We start from the raw sequence: 21622 nt of genomic DNA, 5'->3' as shown, positions 1-21622 counted from the left end.
CTGAACGCCTTCGACATCACCTTCGACGGCCGACTCTCCGCAGCCCGCCAGTAACCCCAACCACCCCCGTTACACCCTTCGATTGACAGCCCCGCTCCTGGAGCAAGGAGTCGACCTCGTCGTCATCAAGGAACTTCTCGGCCACGCCCACATCGGCGTCACCGCCGGCGTCTACGCCCACGTAAGGCTCCGCCTCCAACGCCAAGCCATCAACACCCTGGGCGATGCTCTAAGCGCGGACAACGACGCCCCTGAAGACCCACCCGCCGCAGCGGTCGTCCGCTGACGTTGCCGTCACCGTTGCCGTCAAACACCTCGGAGGCCCCACCGAATAGCCAATTCGGTGGGGCCTCCATATGTCGCACAGGGGACGCTCGGCTCGCCTCTCTCAAATTCGGCGATCCTTGACGTGAATCTACACTCCGTCTACCTCATCGAGAAGTTCAGAAACGTCAGTTCGGCGCCAGTCCCACTGCGGATGATTCTTGATCAAGCGAGTGAACTCGCCGAATTCAACGACATCGCCGTGATTGGTGTCGATCAGGCCGGAAAAGCCCTCTAGCGCCTTCGGTAGAAGAATCCGCGCGGCATCCATCGACTCACAGGACACGTAGATTGCAGACGGGGATCCAAGCCGTGTGGAAATGTCATCAATCTCCTCCGGCTCAAAGTCCGCCAGCACTCGGCCCGAGAAGTCGAGACTGTACGAATACCCACTCCAGTGCAGGACGTCACTGTCAGTGATGGGATCCCACTGGACTCCAAACGACCTGATCCGGGCAGCGATGGAGTCGCACTCTTGCGCCGTGGCGAGAATGATCAATGAAGGCCAGGACATAGTTCACCTCCTCCTTCTCACGGCGCAATCACCGCTAGTAGCTCGTCGAGATCGGTTGTGACCATCTTCCCTGCGCGCTCCAACTCCTGAATCGCATGCTTCGGATATCGCTTTCCAGGCTGAATGAAGCTGATTACCGGATAGTCCGTAGCCGATTCGTACCTAAGGTGATCCTTCAGCGAACCCTTTGCGGCGCCAGTCTTCACTTGGATGACTGCATTACGGGTCACGATGTCGAAATCGGTGATGGTCTGACCATCCGCAACGATCTTCATCTCGACCGCCTTTACATGCCCAGGGTATCGCTGCTCAATTGCAGCAACGAGTTCGGGAACTCCGGGGTCACTGGGCGTGCCAACATAAGTCGGGCCGCAGTTGTGAACGAGGACCGGAGTCGCGCCCGCCAGCACATAGTACGTGTGGAGGTCTTCGACTGTGAGGTTGTGCGTCGTGACGGCGTACGGGTAGTTACGGACCGATTCGACCGTGAGGGTGGTGCCGTCCGGCTGGCGGAGGTGTTCGGCCGGGGTGAGTTCGCCGGCGTCGACCCACTGGTGGCGGGATTCGCTCCAGTAGGGGTGGTGGTAGGTGGAGGTGATCTTCGCGGGTGGGCCGCGCGGGTTGGCGTCGTCGGTGAGGGTGAGGTCGGTGAAGTCCTTGTCGTCGGGGGTGGTGATCGTCGCGGTGACGGTCTTGGGGGTGGTTTCGCCCGTCTGGGGGTCGGTCGCCATGACGGTGTCGCCGTCGTGGACGTCCTCGATGGCCTTCGTGGTGCCGTCGGCCATCAGGACCCGGACGCCCGCGGGGAAGCTGTTGCACTTCGTCGGGCCTGAAGGGGCATCGGACTCGCCACCCCGGCCCGAGCCGGACTCGCTCTTGGCCGCGTCCGCTTCGCCCTTCGTCGCCTTGCTCTCGGTTCCCGCTGTGTCTCTGGCTGTTTCCTTGGCTACGCCTTCTTCTGCTGCTTTCGCTGCTTTGGCTTCCGCCGCGCGGGCTTCGGAGGTTGCCTTCTTCACCTTGCTGAACGCGCTCGCGGCCTCCGCCGCGCCCCGCTCGGCCGCGTGGATGGCGTCGTAGGTCTTGTTGATCTCCTTGTAGATCTTGAAGGCCTTGATGCCGATCTTGACAGCCTTGAACAACTTGCCCCAGGGAACCGAGTTGAGGGCCGTGTTGATGCAGGCCATCACGTCGCCCTTGGTGAAGCAGTCGCGGGCGTCGTTGAACCCGATCAGGTCCGCGACGAGGTCGACGACCTCGTGGACGAGGTGCTCACGCTTCTTCTTCGCCGCCGTCAGGGTGTTGTTCGCCTGCCGGAGCGAGCGCTCTGCCCGGGCCTCGCCCGATGTGTAGCCACTGCCACCGCGGTCGGTGATCACGTTGTGGACTTCGACCGGAGCCTCATGCTCAGTGTCGAGGTCATAGGCGATCTGGTCCTCGTGCGTCCGCATCAGGCCGCTGGGGTCCGACGCGTTGACGGGATTGTTGTTCGAGTACGCGTACGCGTTCCACTGCTGTGGGTCGCCCGCGTCGATCATCGGGTCCGGGCTGATGAAGCGAGCCGTCGTCGGGTCGTATTCGCGGGCGCCGAGGAGGGTGAGGCCGGTGGCCGCCTCCCTGATGCCGCCTACGAAGCCCTTGTCGCCGGCCCAGGCGCCCTGCGTGGGCTGGGTGCCGCGCTCGTTGCCGAAGGGGTCGGAGGGGCGGCGGACCTGGGCCAGGTCGGTGGCGTTGAACTGGATGCCGTTCGTGCCGTGGTGGTCCGAGGACTGGTACGCCAGGTTCGACGTGCCGCCCGTGGTCGTACGAGTGACGGAGAGGCCGCCGCCCGCCGGGTAGGTGCGGACGTTGGTGACCTTGTTGGAGCCGGCTTCCAGGGTGATCTGGTCAGTGCCGAGATTGAGGGTGGTCTTCCCCGGGTCTCGGCGGATCAGCTGGTTGCCGCCCGTGTCGTACAGGTAGCTCGTGCCCGCGCTCTCGCCCGTGCCGGTGAGCTTGTCCAGCTTGCCCTGGTCGTTCCAGGTCAGGGTCTTGGTGCCGGGGGTGCTGGTGATGGACGTCGTGTTGCCGGTGGCGTCGTAGGTGTAGGACGTGACCTTGGTGCCGGACGGGCTGGTCTCCGTGGAGGTCATCAGCGCGTGCGGGCCGCCCGTGCCGCCGCCCGTCTTCGGGTCGGTGGAGGGGGTGTTGGGGCCGGAGCCGAAGGTCTGGGTGACCGTCGTGTCCTTCGCCGCGTTGCCCGTGACGTCCTTCTTGACCAGCTTCTTGCGGTTGCCGAGGTTGTCGTACTCGTACTGCTGCCAGTACGGCGCCGGGCCGCCCACGCTGGGCTTTCCGGTGCCGTCGACCGCCGGACCGGAACCGTTGGCGCAGCCGCCGATGCCGCGGACGCTGGGCTGCGGGGCCGTGGCCTGGGTGCCCGTGTCCGTCCAGGCCTGCGTCAGCCGGCCCAGGTAGTCGGTGTTGAAGCACTGCAGGTCGCGGGCTGCGCCGTCCTGGGTGTCGCTGATCGAGGTCAGCTGGCCGACCTGGTTGTAGGTGTAGTCGAAGACGTCGACGCTCGAGCGCGCCGCCGTCTGCTTGTCCAGGGTCGAGCGGACCGGGCGGCCCGTCGCCGCGTCGTAGTCGACCGTCGAGACGATCTGCTTGCCCGAGTTGCCGACCGTGTTCCGGATCGGACGGCCGAAGGCGTCGTAGCGGACGTCGACCAGGTACGGGGTCCAGTTCGTGTCGATGGTGCTGTCGAGGGCGAGCAGGTTGCCGACGATGTCGACGTTGTAGGTGAGGGTCTCGGCCTTGAGGCCCGCCTCCGGGATGGCCGGGAGGGTGGTCTTCTGCAGCTCGCCGAACTCGCTGTACGTGTTGGCCGTCTCGTAGACGCCCTGGAGCTTGCCCTCCTTGGCGGGGATGGTCGTCTTCGTGCCGAGCGGACGGTAACCGCCGTCGTAGCCCGTAACCTCCGTCCGGTAGGCGCTGCCCGCCGCGCCGCCGACGTAGCGGGTGCTGGCGGTGGGCTTGCCCAGGACGAGGGAGTCGTAGGTGAAGGCGCTGACCTGCTTGGCCGGGTCGACGGCCGTGCCCTCGTAGGTGGCCGTAGTCCGGCCGAGGAGGTCCGTGATCGTCGTGGCGCTCTTGCCGCGGGCGTCGGTGGCGGTGACGAGGTTGCGGCTGTCGTCGAAGGACGTGGTCGCCGTACCGGCGTCGGGGTCCGTGGTCTGCACCGTGCGGCCGAGGAGGTCGTAGGTGAAGGTCCACTCGTTGCCCGCAGAGTCCTTGCGGCGCAGCTCCTGCCCCTGTGAGTTGGACTCGTACGTCGTCTCGTCGTACGCGCCCGTCGGGGTGTTGCTCTTGTACTGGCGCAGGATGGACGTCGTCCCATTGGTGATGCGCGCCGTGGCGTAGCCGCCGTTCGGGGGGATGGAGCGGACTTCGTCCGCGCCCGGGTACTCGGTCTTCGCACGCCACTGCTCGACGCCGAAGGACTGGAAGACGGAGGCCGTGGTGCGGCCGAGGCCGTCGAAGACCTTGACGTTCTGGGCCGGGACCTTGCTGTCCGGGTTGACTCCGCCGTTGGGCAGGAACAGGGCGCCGGACGGGTCCTGCTCGTCGTTGTAGTAGGCGGCGCTGGTCTTGGACTGCCGCCCCTGCGAGTCGAAGAAGGCGTCCGTGATCAGACGGCCGGTGACGCCCGAACCGGGGGTGACCTGCGTCTGGCGGACGCGGCCGAGGCCGTCGTAGAGGGTGTAGGTGGACGAGTAGGTCTGCCCGTCCGTCATGAGGGCCTTGCTCAGTACGAGCGACGGCGCGTTGGTGCCGTTCATCGCGTACGAGAACTCGCGGACCGGCTTGAACTTCTTCGCGCGCTCCTGGCCCGGCTGCCAGACGGCGACGACCCGGCCGAAGGCGTCGTAGTCGCGTTCGCCGACGCGGCCGTTCTCGTCCGTCGTCTTGAGCGGGAGGGAGCGGCCCGGGTCGAGGGTGTTGGACGCCTTCCAGCCCAGCGGGTTGGTGTGGACGACCTCGGTGGGCAGCACGCCGGTGGCCGGCTTGTACTCGGTCTTCGTGACCGCGCCGTCGGGGTGGGTCGCGTCCTTGCGCACCTTGTTGGTGGTGCTCGTGACGCGGCCGTAGGCGTCGAACGTGGAGGTCGAGTTCAGGCGGTAGACGGGCTTGCCGGCCGCGTCGTACTTCTCGAGGACCTCGTTGCCGGTCTGGTCGGCGGTCGCGGCCGCCTGGCCGAGCGGCAGGTTGTCGAAGTAGGCCCGGGTGTCGCCGACGGTGTTCGCCGCCGTCGGGGTCTGACCGCAGGCTCCGGAGAGCACGAGGGTGCGGGACGGGAGTTCGGTGACCGCCCCGCCGGGGCCGGTCGCGTACTCGAAGGTGGTGCAGAGCCGCTGGTCGGCGCGGGAGACGTCGCTCTTGTCGTCGACCTGGAGCGGGCGGGAGGCGAGGGTGCCGTCGTAGGTGGACGTGCGCTCGCTGGTGCGCCAGCTGCCGTTGGCGAGCTTGGCCCGGCTGGTGACCTTGCCGGTGTTCATCGCACGGGCGGTGATCGCCGGCATACCGCCCGACTGGGCTCGGGTCGCGGTGACGGGGCCGAGCCAGGGGGTGGTGACCTCGTCGCCGACGACGCTGCCATTGTCCCGGTCGTAGGTCTCGGTCTGCCGGACGAAGCCGGCGAGGACGTCCTCGTCCGTGATGGTGCCGCCCTGAGCGTCGCCGACCTTGACGCTGCGCTTCGTTCCGTTGGCCAGGACGTCGCCGTCCATGCCGCGCAGGAAGGTGGCGACCGACTTGGAGCGCGGGCCGTCGCCCGGGCTGCCGGTGCCGGTGCGGGTGGTGACGGTGGCGAAGCCGCGGAACTGGTCCCAGGTGCGGGTCTTGGGGTCGGCGAACTCGGAGTCGTTGCGGTGCCAGGCGATGCCGCCGCCGTACTCGTACTCGGTCACCGTGGCGACCTGGCCGGCCACCATGTCCTGCTGGGTGACGGACTGGACGACGATCTTGTTGAACCAGTCGTTGACCGGGCTGTCGTAGGACTGGCCGGGCAGGTACCACTTGACCGGCATGCAGGCCATCGTGTTGGCGTCCTCGGAGGACGGCATGGTGTTCTTCAGCCGCGAGCACTCCGCCGGCTTGTACACGACGTTGATCCGGCCACCGGTCTCGGTGGTGATCGTCTGGATGCGCGGCCGGTTGTAGGACGGGGCCGAGGCGTCCGTGCCGTCCGGCCGCTTGACGGTCCCATCGACGCGGTTCGCCATCTGGAGCGGTGCGAAGGAGACGGCGGGCAGGGTCTGCGGGGTCTTGCCGTTCGAGGCGGTGCGCTGGACCGAGTCCAGCCACAGGGTTGGCGAGGTGCCGTCGCCCGGGTCCTGGAAGGACTGCTTGAGGGCGTACGAGTCGACCTTGACCCAGGCCGTACCGACGCGGACCTCGGTGTAGATCTCAGTGAACTTCTTGGTGCTGAAGTAGGTCGGCGAGAGGTTCAGGCACTGGCCGGTGGCCGCGCACTCCTGGTCGACGGGGGTGTCGGGCCAGGACTTGGCGTTGGCCTTGGTGCGCTGGGCCGGGTCACAGGTGATCGCGCCGCCGGGCACGCAGCGCTCGTTGTTCTTGATCCACACCTGGGCGGCAGGCTGGGCCGTGCCCTTCGCGGCGATCTGCTCGGGCAGGCGCTGGCCGTAGCCGATCCAGGTCGGGTAGCTGCCGCGCTGGTACTGCGTCAGCGTGCCGTTGCCCTTGTTCTGGCCACCGCCGCGACCGTAGTAGTTGTTCTCCTGCTCGTAGCGGTACGAGATCAGGTTCTGGTGGGTGTCCACGACGTAGTCGAGGTTCCACTGCCAGCCCATCTGCACCCACGAGCCGTTCGCCGGGGTCTCGGCGCCCAGGCACTTGTCCTGGCCGCTGTTGAAGTAGACCGGCACGGTGGAGACGGACTTGGCCTCCGGGTCGGTGCCGTCACCGCCAGGCAGGCGGTTGGCGCCGAAGTAGTACTGGGTGCCGTCGGTGGTGGTGACCTTGAAGCCCTCGCCCTTCCAGGCGGAGTTGCGCTGGCCGGTCAGCCGCTCGACCTTCGTGCCGTCCTCGCCCTTGACGTGGTAGACGCAGGTGGCGTCGTCACGCACGATCTGGCCGGCATGGCCGGCCAGGTTGAGGGAGAGGATGTCGCCGGCCCAGCACTCGTCGCCCGAGTCCTTGATGCCGGCGTCCTTGCAGCTCTTGTACGTCCGGGAGATCGCACCCGGGTGCCAGTCCCAGCCCTCGCCGATCGGGCCGGCCTGGGCGTTGGTGGACGCGGTCCGGCCGTCGATCGAGGAGGAGTCGTAGCCCAGCGAGATGTCGGGGGCCTGTCCGGCGATCGTGGACGGGATCTCGACCGTGTAGCCGTAGGTGAAGTTGGCAGCGTTGGCTCCGGCCTGCCAGGAGGCGGAGGGCAGGAGCGGAGTGGCGGTGAAGTCGCCGCTGGCGCCGGCCGGACCGGGCTCGACGGCGAGGACGACGCCCTGCGGAACGGAGAACAGAGACGGGCTCGCCTGGGAGCCGGACTTCAGGACCGAGGCCGAGGAACCGGCCTGCGGTACGGCCACTTCTGCGGCCAGCAGGCCGGAGGCGTCCCGGTGTGAAGCGACCGGGGTGCGGGTCGTACAACCCGCGGCTCCTGGGGTGGTCAGTGCGCAGGCGGGCAGTTGGACGACGCGTGCGCGGTCCGCCCAGTTGGCACCGGCGGCGTTCGCCCAGGCCGAGACGTCGAGGTTGACCCGCAGCTTGCCGCCGACGGCGCCGGCCGTGTTCTCGGTGAGGGAGACGAGGGCCCCGTTGACTCCGGCGGCACGGGTCCTGGCCTCGTCCTTCACCTCGACGTGCAGGCCGTCACCCTGGTCCTTGACCGGCCCCGGCCCCTTGTCTGCCGATCGACTGTACGCACCGTTCCCGGTCGCGATCCAGACGGGAAGCGATCCGGCCTTGCCGGAATCCGGGCTGAGGAGCCCTCGAAGATCATTCTTTTCATTGAGGGACACATTCGCGACACCGGCCGGAACTTCCCCATCCAATTTCGGCGACCAGTTTCGGCCGCCAGGATTCTTTTCGGCCGAATACTTGGCCGCCGACCCCTTCACCGGCTTGGTTCCAGCCAATGGCGTGTTTGGCGGCGTCCACACCTTCGGCGGCTTGTCCGCCGCCTCGACCACGGGAAGCCCCAGGCCAGAGACGAGCACTGCGATCACCGCAGAGATCGCGACACGCGATCTCGCAGTGCGCGAGCGCGCGAGAAACCCACCCCTACTCAACAACTAGATCCCCCCACGGGATACAGATAGGCACGGAAAGGAGCCACCACGGCCCCAGATCCCAGGCACTCTAGGGAATGCAGGTTCGATTCACATAGGAATTTCTTAGAGTTTTCTTACATGACCAACATCACTCGGGCACCACAAGCCCCCCTACGCCCCCAAAAGGGACATTCATCCTTGCGAACTGTTGACAGGATTGCAGCAGTGAAGGAACTGTGCGGCTGGCTCATGTCCGTCTCACAGCTCAGGGGGGCTCTTCACGTGAGGCAATCGTTCCTTCCATCACGCACAGCAAGACCGGGGGGCCGTAGGCGGGGGGTCGCTCGCATGGCGAGGACGCTTCCCGTCGCGGGTGCTGTCGTGCTCTCCCTCGGTTCCGTTTCCCTGCTCGGGCCGCCAGCCCTGGCGGCCGGGGCCACCGACCACGGACCTTCCGGGACCACGTGGCCCGCGCCCACCCCCAGGTCTGCGCCGACCGCCGAGCAGAAGGCCCTGGAAGACGCGCGTACCGCGGCCAAGACCAGCGGGAAGCCCGTACCGGTCGAGTACCTCACCACGGGCAACTCCCAGACCGTCGCCAACCCCGACGGCACTCTGACCAGTGATTCCACCCCGGTGCCGGAGCGGGTCAGGGGCGCGGACGGGCAGTGGCACGCGCTCGACGCCACCCTGCGCGTCAACCCCGACGGAACCGTCGGCCCGGTCTCCACCGCCTCGAAGCTGAGCTTCTCCGGCGGCGGGAGCGGCCCCATGGCGACCATGGCCACGGCCGACGGGAAGCAGCTGGCCCTCAAGGCTCCGTTTCCGCTTCCCAAGCCCGTCCTCAACGGAACCAGCGCCCTGTACAAGGGGGTTCTGGCCGACGTCGACCTGGAGCTGACGGCCACCCCGGTCGGCGGCTGGCGCCAGGTGCTGGTCGTCCACACGGCGGCGGCCGCCGCGGATCCCGCCGTCCGCAAGCTGCGGTTCGGCATCGAGGCGAAGGGGCTGTCCGTCTCCGCGGACGGCGCCGGAAACCTCAAGGCCGTCGACACCCAGGGGAAGAACCGCTTCTCGGCCCCCACTCCCCTCATGTGGGACTCCTCGAACGGAGCCGACCGGACGCCCCCGGCGAAGACCGACGGCACGAAGAGCAAGAGCGCGAAGACGACCGACGCGAAGACCCAGCGCTCCGCCCCCGCGGCGGAAGAGCGGCAGGCCGCGCAGGCCGCGGAGGCCGCCGCGTCCGGCTCCGACGGCCCGGGCGCGGGTGCCGCCGTCGCGCAGATCGCGACGACCGTCGACACGAGCGGCATCCAGCTCGTCCCCGACGCCGCGCTGCTCGGCCAGGGCACCGGCCCCTGGTACATCGACCCGGGCTGGAACCCCGACGTCGACAACGGCACCCAGGCCTGGTCTCAGGTCCAGGAGGCGTACCCCGACACCAACGAGTACAACGGCACCGCCAGCGGCCAGGACAAGCCGGCCGCGGGCTACTGCGGGTTCAGCGCCGCCCCGTACGCGTGCGCGCGGTTCGGCCGCGAGCGCGCCTACTTCCAGGTCGGTATCAACTCAGCCATCTACGGCGCCGAGGTGCTCGACGCGCGGCTGAACGCCACCGTCGTCACCTCTTCGAGCCCGGATCAGGCGACGCCCATGGGCCTGTACCACACCGGCCCGATCGGCAACCCGACCAGCTGGAACAACCAGCCGTGCGCCCGCGACTCCGTCATGGGCGGATGCCCGAAGATCGGCGGCAACTGGATCTCGGGTACGGGCGACATCCAGTACGACGTCACCACCCAGATGAAGGCGGCCGCGCGCGACCGATGGCCCCACTTCACCTTCGGATTCGCGCCGGACGACGAGTACAACAAGTACTACCGGCAGCGGTTCACCAACAGCCCGCACATCAAGGTGACGTACGACATCCGGCCCACCAGCACCTCCCCCCGCACCGGGCCCACCCCCGGGTTCGCGGACACCGCCGCCTACGCGAGCTGCAACACCCCCAACACACCCAATCCGCAGGACAACGCCGGCTGGGTCGGCGCCAACCAGAACATCACCCTGACGACCGCCTCCAACTCCCCGGTCGGCCAACAGCTCCAGACCACGTTCCAGTACTGGGACACCGCCGACAGCGCCAACTCCGTCTACGCGCGCACCGGCTGGCTCGGCAGCGGTGACCACACGGTGGACATCGGCCGGCTGACCGACGGGCACCTCTACGGCTGGTGGTCCAACACCACCGACGGGACGCTCACCAGCGACAACACCGAGCGGTGCTACTTCCGCGTCGACACCACCCCGCCGACCGCCACCGTCACCTCGGCCGACTTCCCCGCCTCGGGCACCATCGGCGCGCACCCGAAGCTGGCAGGTCAGGAAGGCGCCTTCACCCTCTCCGGCACCGATCCCACCCCCCTGAACGGCAGCCGTGCCTCCGGTCTGGCCTGCGCCCGCTGGACGACCGACCCGGTCAAGGCGGCCTCCACCACCTGGAAGTGCACGGACGGCGGGGCCGGCATCGTCAAGCTCGCAGGCGGCACGGCGACCGTCAACCTCACCCCGCAGCGCTGGGGCACCAACTACCTCTACCTCCAGACCCAGGACGTCGCGGGCAACCTCTCCCAGCCCGTGGCCTACGCCTACTACGCCCCCTCCAACCCCAACAGCCCGGACCCGGTCTTCGGCGACGTCAGCGGGGACCGCAAGGCCGATGTGCTGCTGCCCGACTCGGCCGGCAACCTGCGCCAGTTCGGTGGCGGCACCGATCCCGCGGCCGCGCCCAACGCCCGCATCCGGCCGGCCCCCGGGGGCAACGGCTGGAACGGCATCCAGATCAGCCACCGCGGCAGCCTCGGCCTGAAGACCGTCGACGACCTGCTCGCGCACCAGCCCGGCAATCCGGACCTGCACCAGTACCTCAACGACGGAAACGGCGGACAGTTCGACGGGCAGGCCCCCAGTCGGGTCGTCAAGCCCGCCTCCTGCGCCCTGCCCTCCGGCAGCGCCATCGACTGCGCCGCGTACGGCTACGGCACGAACTGGGCCAACGTCACGCAGATCGCCTCGTTCGGCTCCCCGAACGGCGATGTGGTGAACGCGAACGGCGCTCTGCCCCGCTCTTCCCTGCTGTTCGTGGAGAACGGTCGCCTGTGGCTGGCGTCGCCGGGGTCGACCAACCAGCTGACGTCTCCGGCCGTCCTCCTGTCGGCCAACGACACCCGCTGGTCCGGATACGACCTGATCACCCCCGGCCGCGCCCAGGGCACCGCCTTCCCGACCCTGTGGGCCCGCTCCCGGACGGACGGCAGCCTGCACGCCTTCCCCGTCAAGGGCACCGCCCAGTCTCCCGACCTCACCGGCTTCACGGACCCCGCCGGCGGCCTGATCACCGGCAAGGCGGACCCCAAGCTCTACCCCCGGGTCGGATCCGACGGCGACATCAGCGGTGACGGCGTCCCCGACCTCTGGGCCGTCGACGCCAACCAGCAGCTGGTCGCCTTCAACGGCGTCGGCGTCGCCACGCCGCACCCGTCGGTCACCGGTTTCGACCAGGTCCCCGTCTCGCTGGGCAACCTCAACACCCCGAAGGCCCAGTGGAAGCTGACCGGGCAGACGGGGACCAGCACCCCCAGCGCCGTCGGCAACTACCCCGCCACCACCACGGGAGTCACCTTCCCCACCGAGAAGATCGGCGGCCGCGACACCGCCTACGCGGCCTTCACCAGCAGCCCGGCGGCGATCACCACCACCGGTCCGGTCGTCGACACCCGCAAGAGCTTCACCCTCACCACCTGGGCCAAGCCCGGAGCCCAGGGCGGGCTCATCGCCAGCCAGGACGGACTCAAGAACAGCACCTTCACCCTGTACGCCGACCCCGCGAACAGCAACTGGCGCTTCGCCCTGGCCAAGGGCGACGACGGAGGATGGCCGTACGACTGGTCCGACGCCGTCAACGAGGCCGCCCGCTACACCCCGGGCACCTGGGCCCTCATCACCGCCGTCTACAACGCCGACACCGGCCTGATGAGCCTGTACGTCAACGGCACCCTCGCCGCCAGCGGCAACCACCAGGCCGCCACGAGCCCGGCGCCCGCCGGACCCTTCGTCCTCGGCCGCTATCAGTCCGGCGCCCAGCCCGACTGGTTCCACGGCGGCTTCACCGGCGGCATCGGCAACCTGGCCGTCTACCCGTACGCCGCTTCCCCGACCGCGCCCGCGACCACCGGCAAGATCACGCTCAGCGCCGTCGGCAAGTGCCTCGACGACGAACACGCCGACGCGACCGACGGCAACAAGATCCAGGTCTGGGACTGCAACGAGAACGAGGGCGGCGCCGCCCAGAAGTTCGAGGTGCGCGGCGACGGCACCGTCCGCGTCGCCGGCAAGTGCCTGGACGCCACCAACGCCGGCACCGCCAACGGGACGCTCATCCAGCTGTACACATGCCACGACCACCCCGCGCAGCAGTTCCTGCCCCGTGCGGACGGCAGCCTCTACAACCCGGTCTCCGGGCGCTGCCTCGACGCGAGCAGCATGGTCATCGGCACTCAGCCGTACCTCTGGGACTGCAACCGCACCGGCCCCCAGCGCTGGAACGTGCCGACCCTCAACACCGCGCCCCTGCCGATCCCGGCGCCCTGACCGCACCACCCACACCACCGCACCACCGACCGGCCCGGCCCCTCGCTCCGAGGGGCCGGGCCGGTCGCGTGAGACCCGCTTATCTCCCGCCGGGCCCCCGCGTCGGGAAACGGCCGCCGGGTCACCTGATGCGGTGAACTCCCCCATGTACCCGGGGTGACCCGGGTAGGGCAGTGCTGATCTCGTGCGGGGGCCGGGTCGGCCGGGCCCCGTGTCCCGGACGAAAGGCGCGCCCCCTCGTGACGCAGCAGCCGTTCCAACTGCCGGAGTTCTACCTGCCGTACCCGGCGCGGCTGAACCCCCACCTAGCGGAGGCGCGGGCCCACACCAAGCGGTGGGCGCGGGGGCTCGGGATGCTGGAGGGGTCCGGGGTGTGGGACGAGGGGGACCTCGACTCGCACGACTACGCGCTGCTCTGCTCGTACACGCACCCCGACTGCGACGGGGACGCGCTGTCCCTGGTCACCGACTGGTACGTGTGGGTGTTCTTCTTCGACGACCACTTCCTGGAGATGTACAAGCGCTCCCAGGACCGTGACGGTGCCAGGGCCTACCTCGACCGGCTCGCCGCGTTCATGCCGATGGACCTGGCGGAAGGTTTCCCCGAGCCGACCAACCCCGTCGAGGCCGGGCTCGCCGACCTGTGGGCGCGTACCGTCCCCGCCATGTCGGCGGACTGGCGGGAACGGTTCTCCCTGTCCACGAAGAACCTGCTCGACGAGTCCATGTGGGAGCTCGCCAACATCGACATCGGGCGGGTCGCGAACCCCCTCGAGTACATCGAGATGCGGCGGAAGGTGGGCGGCGCGCCCTGGTCGGCCGGGCTGGTGGAGTACGTGGCCGCGGAAGTGCCGGCGCGGGTGGCGCACTCGCGTCCGCTGGGCGTCCTGCGCGACGCCTTCTCCGACGCCGTGCACGTGCGCAACGACCTCTTCTCCTACCAGCGCGAGGTCGCCGACGAGGGTGAACTGTCCAACGCCGTCCTGGTGCTGGAGACCTTCCTCGGCTGCTCCACGCAGGAGGCCGCCGAGATCTCCAACGACCTGATCACCTCCCGCCTCCAGCAGTTCGAGCAGACCGCCCTCGCCGAACTCCCCCGCCTCTTCGCCGACCACGCCCTCGCCCCGGAGGAGATCGCGGCCGTCCTCGCCTACGTCAAGGGCCTGCAGGACTGGCAGTCCGGGGGGCACGAGTGGCACATGGTCTCCAGCCGCTACATGAACGAGGGGGCCAGGCCCACCGCCCGGCTGTCCCTGCCCTTCCTGCCGAGCGGGCTCGGGACCAGCGCGTTCGACCTGGGATCCGTGTTCACCCGGCGGTCGATGGAGCTGCGCCGCCGTTCCTTCTCCTTCACCCCCTTCGAGCGCACCGGCCCGTCCGTGATCCCCGATCTGCGGCTGCCCTTCCCCCTGTCCCTCAGCCCACACCACGCGTCCGCCCGTGAGGGCTCGGTGGAGTGGGCCCGGAGGATGGGGCTGCTGGAGCCGCAGCCCGGTGACCCGGGCTCGGCGATCTGGACCGAACAGAAGGTGCGCGGCTACGACTTCGCCCTCTGCGCGGCCGGCATCGACCCCGACGCGACGGCCGGGGAACTGCTGCTCAGCGCGTGCTGGCTGACCTGGGGGACGTACGCGGACGACTACTACCCGCTGGTGTTCGGGCGGTCCGGGAACATCGCGGCGGCCAAGGCCACCACGGCGCGGCTCATCGCGATGATGCCCCCGGACGGCGCCGGTACCGGGCCGGAGCCGGTCACCGTGATGGAACGCTCCCTCGCGGACCTGTGGGAACGGACCGTCGCGGGCATGCCCGAGGCCGCCCGCGCCGAGTTCCGGGCGACCATGGTGGACATGCTGGAGAGCTGGGTGTGGGAGGTGGAGAACCTGGCCCACCACCGCGTTCCGGACCCGGTGGACTACGCGGAGATGCGCCGCCGCACCTTCGGCTCGCAACTGACCATGTACATGTGCCGGCTCGGTCACGAGGGCCGGGGCGTCCCGCAGGAGATCTACCGTTCGGGGACCGTCCGGTCGCTGGAGAACGCGGCCGCGGACATCGGCTGCCTCATCAACGACATCTTCTCCTACCAGAAGGAGGTGGAGTTCGAGGGCGACCTGCACAACCACCTGGTCGTCACCCGCAACTTCTTCGACATCGGCTACCCCGAGGCCCTCCACATCTGCCACTCCCTCCTGAACCAGCGGGTGGAGGAGTTCCAGCACATCGTCGCGAACCTCCTGCCGCGGCTCTGCGAGGACCGCGGGCTGGACGCGGAAGCCCGGGCCGCTCTCGACACCTACGCGGAAGAGCTCCGGGACTGGCTGGCGGGAGTCCTCAACTGGCACCTGAAGACGCGGCGTTATGGTGAGGACCATCTGCGTCGGCAGGACGGCGGACTGTCCACCGCCGTCCTGGGCAGCGGCTTCGGCATGGCGGCGGCGCGGATCGGGCTGCCCGCCTGAGCCGGGCAGCGGCGGGGGCGGTCCGCTCGCCCGCCCCCGCCGCCACGGCCGACGCCCCGGCCGACGCCCCGGCCCCCCTCAGAACTCGTCGGCGGTGTGCGGCAGCAGGTCCGTCCGCAGGGCCGCGTCCAGGGCCGCCGCCGCCCCCGGGGTGTGCTCGGCCACCAGCCCGGCGGCCACCAGTTCCGTGACCCGGGTGCCGCCCAGGTAGCAGGCGGCCAGGTCCCGTACGTCCAGGCTCAGGTCGGGAGCGGCGCGGGCGCTCTCGTACGTCGCCCCGCCCGGGCCCGCCTTGAGCCGGAACCGCCCGGCGTTCGCGGGCAGCCGCGGGTCGGCCAGGTCCAGGACGAGTTCCGCGGGGGCCGCCCACGACCGCGCGGTCAGCGCCTCCCTGACGTCGACCAGGCGCAGCCAGAGGGCGGGGAACTGGGCGGTGACCCTGACCTGGTCGCGGTCGGCCGCGAAGGACAGCAGGGGGTCGTCCAGCGGGCGGCCCCAGGCGCGGACGGTTCCGGTGAGGTCGAGGGAGGCGACGTAGGTCCACAGTGCGGCGGCCACGGCCGGTGTGGTGGCCTCCAGTTCGTCCACGCGGACCAGGCCGGGCGTGCGGGCGGCGCCGTCGTCGGACTCGTGTTTGGTGCGGTAGAGGACGTAGCCCTCCACCGGTTCCCCGGGGATGCCGAGGGCGAGGATCCGGGGCGGCCCCAACTCCTCGTCCTCCTCGTCCTGTTCGCAGAGCCATTCCTCGGTCCAGCGCGCCGCGCTGCGGCTGGGGCGGCCGGGGCGGGCGCGGCGGGCGGCCTCGTGGAGCGGGCCGATGACGGCGAGGGCGTCGGCGGGGGCGACCAGCCTCAGGGGGCGCGGGTCGGGGTCGATGCGCAGGGCGAGCGGACGGCGGGAGTCGATCTCGATGGTGAGCCCCTGGGTGGCGGGCCCGTAGCCGAAGCGGCCGTAGATGGCGGCCTCGGAGGCCCACAGGCACACGAGCGGGCTGCCGGCGGCCCCGGCGCGCCGCAGTTGTTCGTCCATGAGGGCGGTGAGGACTCCGCGGCGCCGGTGGGTGGGGGCGACGGAGACGAAGGTGAGGCCGGGGCAGTCCAGTTCGGTGCCGGGGACGGAGAGCCGGAAGGGGTGCGCCGCCATGAAGCCGACGAGGGCGTCCCCGTCGTAGGCGCCGAGCCGGTCGCAGCGGCTGAGCAGGGCGTGGTGGCGGGCACGCCCCTCCGGCTCGGGCCGGTCGTGGAAGGCCAGGTAGGCGTGCTCCTGCGCGCCGGTGATGCCGTCCTCTGGTACCTCGCGGATGTCCACCATGATCAGGAGACTAAACGGTCATCGCGGACGGCTCGCACCATAGTGGCTTGATCTGTGCGAACTCCGGATCAGGCGGCGCGGAGGGAGCCGGTGGTCTTTCCGGCGGGTTCGCTGAGGTAGCAGATCAGCTTGCGGTCGCCCGCCTTCCAGTTGTCGGCGCCCGGGCCGAAGAAGTACTCCGTCAACGTGGCCGAGAGTTTCGCGTCGGCGCCCACGTAGTCCGAGAGCACCTTGCCCCCGCACTTCTCGCGGGCGAGGGGCAGGAGCCCGGCCTCGCCCGGGTACGGGCCGTCGGGCAGGGTGAAGACGGCGTAGGCCTCGGACTGGTGGGGCTGGTCGCAGGGCACGGTGTCCACCGTCAGGGGCGCCTGGGTCACCTTGTCGGTCCGGTACTCCTTCGGCGCGACACTGGCGTTGAAGCAGTCCCCCACCTCGATGTCGCTCGTGTCACCGAAGACCGCGGCACCGGACGCCGGTCCGGCGCCGCAGACTCCGAGGAACAGCGCGAGGGCGAGGGCCGCGCCGTGGGCGGCGCGGCTGCGTGGTGATCGGGGCAGTGCGGACATACGCGCGGCTCTCCTTGCACGGGGCGCGAGACGCGGCGGTCGTTCCACCTCCCACGCTACTCCCGGACCGGCGCCGGGGCCCGCCGGGCGCCGGGGCCGCTCCAGTCCGCCGGGACCCGGCCGAGGCGGACCCGCTGGGGGTGGTCGCCGACGGGGACGGAGACCCGCTTGGCGCCGGTGGCGAAGTCGATGGCGGTGACCCGGTCGGCGCCGCTCTCGGAGATGACGCAGCCCTTGCCGTCGCCGTCGACGGTGGCCCAGTAGGGCTTGTCGGCGGGGACCAGGGGGCCTTCGGCAAGGGTGGCGCGGTCCACGACGGTGGCGTAGTCGTCCATGGTCCCGGCGACGCAGAGCTTGCTCCCGTCGGGGCTCACGGACAGGCCGTGGTGGCGGGAGTCGTTGACCCAGGTGGTGCGGTCGGTGCTGGTGGCGGGGTTCTCGGGGAGGGTCTTGACGCGGGTGATCCGGTCGGCGGCGACGTCGTACTCGACGAGGCCGTTGAAGAAGGAGACCTGGAAGTAGAGGGTGGACTCGTCGGGGGTGAAGACCATGGGGCGGACGGCGTCGGAGAGGTCCCGGCGGCCGAAGGCGTCGAGGCGTTCGCGCATGTCGACGGTCCGGACGGTGCGGAAGGTCCGCGCGTCGACGACGGTGAGCCTGCGGTCGCCCTTCGTCCAGTCCAGCCAGGGCGCGTCGAGGGCGGAGGTCACGTCGCCGATGGAGCTGTTCCACAGCAGGCCGCCGCCCTGGGTGAAGGTGTTCTCGTGCGGCTTGTCCCCGGTCGCGAAGGAGCCGACCTGCCGGCCGGTGGCGATGTCGAGGACGTGCACGGTGTTGGCGGTGGAGGCGGAGACGGCCACCCGGGTGCCGTCGGGCGAGACGGCCATGTGGTCGGAGCGGTAACCGGCCACCGGGAAGCGCCAGTTGATGCGTCCCGTGCGCAGGTCGACGGAGACCACGTCGGCGAAGCTGGGGCGCGAGACGACCACCGCCGTGCCGTCCGGGGTGGTGTACATGTCGTCGACGAACTGGTCGTGGCCCTCCCCCGCCGTGGCCCGGATGCCGAGGAAGAAGCCGAGCTTGACGGGGTTGAGGTAGATCTCCCGGAGCCGTTCCTCCTTGTCGGGGATCACGTTGATCCGGCCGACGCGGCCGAGGTCGCCGGTGGAGGCGAGGACGTCGGCGGTGCCCTCCCAGTTGTTGCCGACGAAGAGCACCTCCCGCAGCCCGCCTGCCGTGGGCGGCGCCGTCGGGGAGGACGCGGCGGCGGCCGGGGCGAGGCCGGCCGCGAGGCCCGCCAGCGCCAGGGCGCACGCCAGGCGGAGGCTGCGGGCGGGGATGCGCGAGGAGGTGCGACCGTACCGGGACATCCGCTCAACTCCGTTGCGGCGAGGCGTCGTTACCGGGCGGTAAAGTAGGCGGGACGGCGAGAAGGCGCAACCCTCGGGGCTGCGCCTTCTCTCATCGGGTCGGCGGGGCGGCCTCTCAGGCGACGGAGCCGATGCGGGCGACGACGGTGTGCGAGGAGTCCCGGTGGATCGGGATGTGCGCGCCGGTCAGGGCCGCGCCGCTGCCGCCGCGGCGGTTGGCGACGATCTCGGCGGCGATGGACAGCGCGGTCTCCTCGGGGGAGCGGGCGCCCAGGTCCAGGCCGATCGGGGAGCGCAGGCGGGCCAGTTCGAGCTCCGTCACGCCGACCTCGCGCAGCCGCTTGTTGCGGTCCTCGTGGGTGCGGCGGGAGCCCATGGCGCCGACGTAGGCGACCGGCAGCTTGAGGGCCAGTTCGAGGAGCGGGACGTCGAACTTGGCGTCGTGCGTCAGGACGCACAGGACGGTGCGGCCGTCGACGCCGCCGGAGGCGGCCTGGGCCTCCAGGTAGCGGTGCGGCCAGTCGACCACGATCTCGTCCGCCTCGGGGAAGCGCTTCTTCGTGGCGAACACGGGCCGGGCGTCGCAGAGCGTCACGTGGTAGCCGAGGAACTTGCCGATCCGCACCAGCGCGCCGGCGAAGTCGATGGCCCCGAAGACGATCATCCGCGGGGGCGGGACGCTGGACTCGACGAGCACCTTGAGGGGCTCTCCGCAGAGCCTGCCGTCGGCGCCGATCTCCAGGAGGCCGGTCTTGCCGGCGTCCAGCATGGCGCGGGCCTCCTCGGCGATGGTCCGGTCGAGCTCGGGGTGGCCGCCGAAGCCGCCTTCGAAGGAGCCGTCGCCGAGGACGACCAGGGCGCGGCCCATCAGCTCGGCCGGGCCTTCGGCTATCCGGGCCAGGGCCGCGGCCTCGCCGTTCGAGGCGGCGCGCAGGGCGCTGGCCAGGGCCGCGCGGCGGGGGGAGCCGACGGGGACCGGGGTGACCAGGATGTCGATGACGCCGCCGCAGGTCAGGCCCACGGCGAAGGCGTCGTCGTCGCTGTAGCCGAAGCGCTCCTGGACGGTCTCGCCGTCCTCCAGCGACTGCCGGCACAACTCGTAGACGGCCCCTTCCACGCAGCCGCCGGAAACCGAGCCGATGGCCGTGCCCTCGCTGTCGACGGCGAGGGCGGCTCCGGGCTGCCGGGGCGCGCTGCCGCCGACCGCCACCACGGTGGCGACGGCGAAGTCACGTCCCTGCTCGACCCACCGGTTCAGTTCTTCGGCGATGTCCAGCATGTGCGGCCTCCTCGGAGAGGTTCGGTTTCCAGTATGGGTTGCGTGAAAGGTGGTGACCCGACCGGCACCGGGTCTGGAGAGCCGGATGCCGGTCGGGTCGGTACCGATCTTCGCCGGACTACTTGACGCCGAGCCACGCCTCGATGGGGTGGAGCGCGAAGAAGATCACGAAGATGACGGTGAGCGCCCACATGAAGGCGCCGATCTCGCGGGCCTTGCCCTGCGCGACCTTGATGGCCACGTAGGAGAGCACACCGGCGGCGACACCGGGGGTGATCGAGTACGTGAACGGCATGATCACGACGGTCAGGAAGACCGGGATCGCGGTCGCGGCGTCGGCCCAGTCCACGTGGCGGGCGTTCTGCATCATCATGGCGCCGATGACGACCAGGGCGGCGGAGGCGACCTCGCCCGGGACGATCTGCGTGATCGGGGTGAAGAAGAGGCAGGCGGCGAAGAGCAGACCGCTGACGACGGAGGCGAGACCTGTGCGGGCACCCTCACCGACGCCGGTGGCGGACTCGACGAAGACCGTCTGGCCGGAGCCGCCGGCGATGCCGCCGATGGCGCCACCGGCGCCGTCGATGAACAGCGCCTTGGACAGGCCCGGCATGCGGCCCTGGTCGTCGGCCAGCTTGGCCTCGGTGCCGACGCCGATGATGGTGGCCATGGCGTCGAAGAAGCCGGCGAGCACGAGGGTGAAGACGATCATGCCGACGGTCATGACACCGACGTCGCCCCAGCCGCCGAACTCGACCTTGCCGAAGAGCGAGAAGTCGGGCATGGAGATCGCGGAGCCGTCGAGGACGGGCGGGCCGTTCTTCCAGGCCTTCGGGTCGATGTCGATGACGGCGTTGACGATGGCCGCGATGACGGTGCCGCCGACGATGCCGATCAGGATGGCGCCCGGGACCTTGCGGGCCTGGAGCATGAAGATCGCCAGCAGGGTGATGCAGAAGATCAGGACCGGCCAGCCGGCGAGCTCGCCGACCGAACCGAGCTGGACCGGGGGACCGAACTCGGGGCCCTTGCCGACGAAGCCGGCCTTCACGAGGCCGATCAGGGCGACGAACATGCCGATGCCCATGGTGATCGCGTGCTTGAGCGCGAGCGGGATCGCGTTCATGATCATCTCGCGGAGGCCGGTGACGACCAGGAGACAGATCACGACGCCGTACATGACGCACATGCCCATGGCCTGCGGCCAGGTCATCTGCGGGGCGACCTGCGAGGACAGGACGCCGGAGACGGACAGGCCCGCGGCGAGGACCAGCGGGACCTTGCCGATGAAGCCCATCAGGAGCGTGGTCGCGGCCGCGGCGAAGGCGGTGGCCGTGATCAGGGCCTTCTGGCTCATCGTGTCGCCGGCGACGTCCTTGCCGGAGAGGATCAGCGGGTTGAGCAGGAGGATGTAGGCCATCGCCATGAAGGTCGTGACGCCGCCACGAATCTCGGTGCCGACGGACGACCCTCTATGGGTGATGTGAAAGTAACGGTCGAGCCAAGAACGCCCCGCGGGGTTCAGAGAGCCGTCGCCGGCCTCTTCCGCGGTGGTCTTGGGCTCCACAGACGACTGGGTCATGGTGCCTGACTCCCAAGGTTCAAAGGGGCACCCGCATGGAGATTGGAGACGCGGGATTTGGGAAATTGCGTTGGCTGCACGACCCGGGGTGACGGCCCGAGGCGACGCGAAGGTGCACTGCGTGTACTGCGGGTAGTGCGGGGGTGACCGCTGGTACTACGTGGGGGTTTCTTGCAGGGGTACTGCGGATGGAGCTGACCGCGAGCGGTGCGGTCGGTTCGGTGCTCCGGGCGGTGCGGGCGGCAAGTGTGACGTTCCCGTGTGCCGCACCGCCCGGAGAGTCGGGGGGG

10 protein-coding genes are annotated in these 21622 nt (G+C 69.8%); 3 read left to right on the top strand and 7 right to left on the bottom strand.

What is annotated here, in order from left to right; translation table 11 throughout:
- The first annotated feature begins 82 nt into the window (after positions 1 to 82).
- Positions 83 to 286: an integrase gene (locus ACFY0O_RS37055; protein ID WP_388955338.1), complete on the top strand. Its 204-nt coding sequence runs from the start codon at positions 83 to 85 to the stop codon at positions 284 to 286.
- A 129-nt stretch (positions 287 to 415) separates the two neighbouring features.
- On the opposite strand, the gene ACFY0O_RS37050 is transcribed toward ACFY0O_RS37055, so the two are convergent.
- Together ACFY0O_RS37050 and ACFY0O_RS37045 are read right to left on the bottom strand one after the other, a co-directional pair.
- Positions 416 to 838: a hypothetical protein gene (locus tag ACFY0O_RS37050; RefSeq protein WP_388955336.1), complete on the bottom strand. Its 423-nt coding sequence runs from the start codon at positions 836 to 838 to the stop codon at positions 416 to 418.
- A gap of 17 nt (positions 839 to 855) precedes the next feature.
- A complete protein-coding gene (locus ACFY0O_RS37045; protein WP_388955333.1) occupies positions 856 to 7857 on the bottom strand; it encodes a polymorphic toxin-type HINT domain-containing protein in 7002 nt (2333 codons plus the stop codon).
- A gap of 600 nt (positions 7858 to 8457) precedes the next feature.
- On the opposite strand from ACFY0O_RS37045, the gene ACFY0O_RS37040 reads away from it, so the two are divergent.
- Both ACFY0O_RS37040 and ACFY0O_RS37035 read left to right on the top strand, forming a co-directional pair.
- Positions 8458 to 12762, top strand: a complete 4305-nt coding sequence (locus ACFY0O_RS37040; protein ID WP_388955331.1) for a ricin-type beta-trefoil lectin domain protein — start codon at positions 8458 to 8460, stop codon at positions 12760 to 12762.
- Between the two features lie 239 nt (positions 12763 to 13001).
- A complete protein-coding gene (locus ACFY0O_RS37035) occupies positions 13002 to 15224 on the top strand; it encodes a germacradienol/geosmin synthase (protein ID WP_388955329.1) in 2223 nt (740 codons plus the stop codon).
- Positions 15225 to 15302: 78 nt separating this feature from the next.
- Here the strand turns inward: ACFY0O_RS37035 and ACFY0O_RS37030 are convergent, their stop codons facing one another.
- The 5 genes from ACFY0O_RS37030 to ACFY0O_RS37010 all read right to left on the bottom strand — a co-directional run bounded on the left by ACFY0O_RS37030 (position 15303) and on the right by ACFY0O_RS37010 (position 21332).
- Complete coding sequence (locus ACFY0O_RS37030) at positions 15303 to 16535, bottom strand: GNAT family N-acetyltransferase (RefSeq protein WP_388955326.1); 1233 nt, start codon at positions 16533 to 16535, stop codon at positions 15303 to 15305.
- 68 nt (positions 16536 to 16603) lie between these two features.
- Positions 16604 to 17101, bottom strand: coding sequence for a septum formation family protein (locus tag ACFY0O_RS37025; RefSeq protein WP_388955324.1), 498 nt, complete (start codon positions 17099 to 17101; stop codon positions 16604 to 16606).
- A gap of 56 nt (positions 17102 to 17157) precedes the next feature.
- On the bottom strand, positions 17158 to 18471 hold the full coding sequence (locus tag ACFY0O_RS37020) for a YncE family protein (RefSeq protein ID WP_388955322.1): 1314 nt from the start codon (positions 18469 to 18471) through the stop codon (positions 17158 to 17160).
- Between the two features lie 115 nt (positions 18472 to 18586).
- Positions 18587 to 19750 carry an XdhC family protein gene (locus ACFY0O_RS37015; RefSeq protein WP_388955320.1) on the bottom strand — a complete coding sequence of 388 codons (1164 nt, stop codon included), beginning with the start codon at positions 19748 to 19750 and terminating at the stop codon, positions 18587 to 18589.
- A 118-nt stretch (positions 19751 to 19868) separates the two neighbouring features.
- A complete protein-coding gene (locus ACFY0O_RS37010; protein ID WP_358893674.1) occupies positions 19869 to 21332 on the bottom strand; it encodes an NCS2 family permease in 1464 nt (487 codons plus the stop codon).
- Between the last annotated feature and the right edge of the window lie 290 nt (positions 21333 to 21622).

Source organism: Streptomyces sp. NPDC001594 (genome assembly GCF_042893675.1).
Classification (GTDB): domain Bacteria; phylum Actinomycetota; class Actinomycetes; order Streptomycetales; family Streptomycetaceae; genus Streptomyces.
This window is presented reverse-complemented; position numbering and strand designations above follow the sequence as displayed.

Bases quoted from the DNA above. Each gene is read 5' to 3' on its own strand.
- ACFY0O_RS37050 (WP_388955336.1), bottom strand. From the start codon at position 838: ATGTCCTGGCCTTCATTGATCATTCTCGCCACGGCGCAAGAGTGCGAC.
- ACFY0O_RS37010 (WP_358893674.1), bottom strand. From the start codon at position 21,332: ATGACCCAGTCGTCTGTGGAGCCCAAGACCACCGCGGAAGAGGCCGGC.
- ACFY0O_RS37025 (WP_388955324.1), bottom strand. From the start codon at position 17,101: ATGTCCGCACTGCCCCGATCACCACGCAGCCGCGCCGCCCACGGCGCG.
- ACFY0O_RS37030 (WP_388955326.1), bottom strand. From the start codon at position 16,535: ATGGTGGACATCCGCGAGGTACCAGAGGACGGCATCACCGGCGCGCAG.
- ACFY0O_RS37040 (WP_388955331.1), top strand. From the start codon at position 8,458: ATGGCGAGGACGCTTCCCGTCGCGGGTGCTGTCGTGCTCTCCCTCGGT.
- ACFY0O_RS37020 (WP_388955322.1), bottom strand. From the start codon at position 18,471: ATGTCCCGGTACGGTCGCACCTCCTCGCGCATCCCCGCCCGCAGCCTC.
- ACFY0O_RS37015 (WP_388955320.1), bottom strand. From the start codon at position 19,750: ATGCTGGACATCGCCGAAGAACTGAACCGGTGGGTCGAGCAGGGACGT.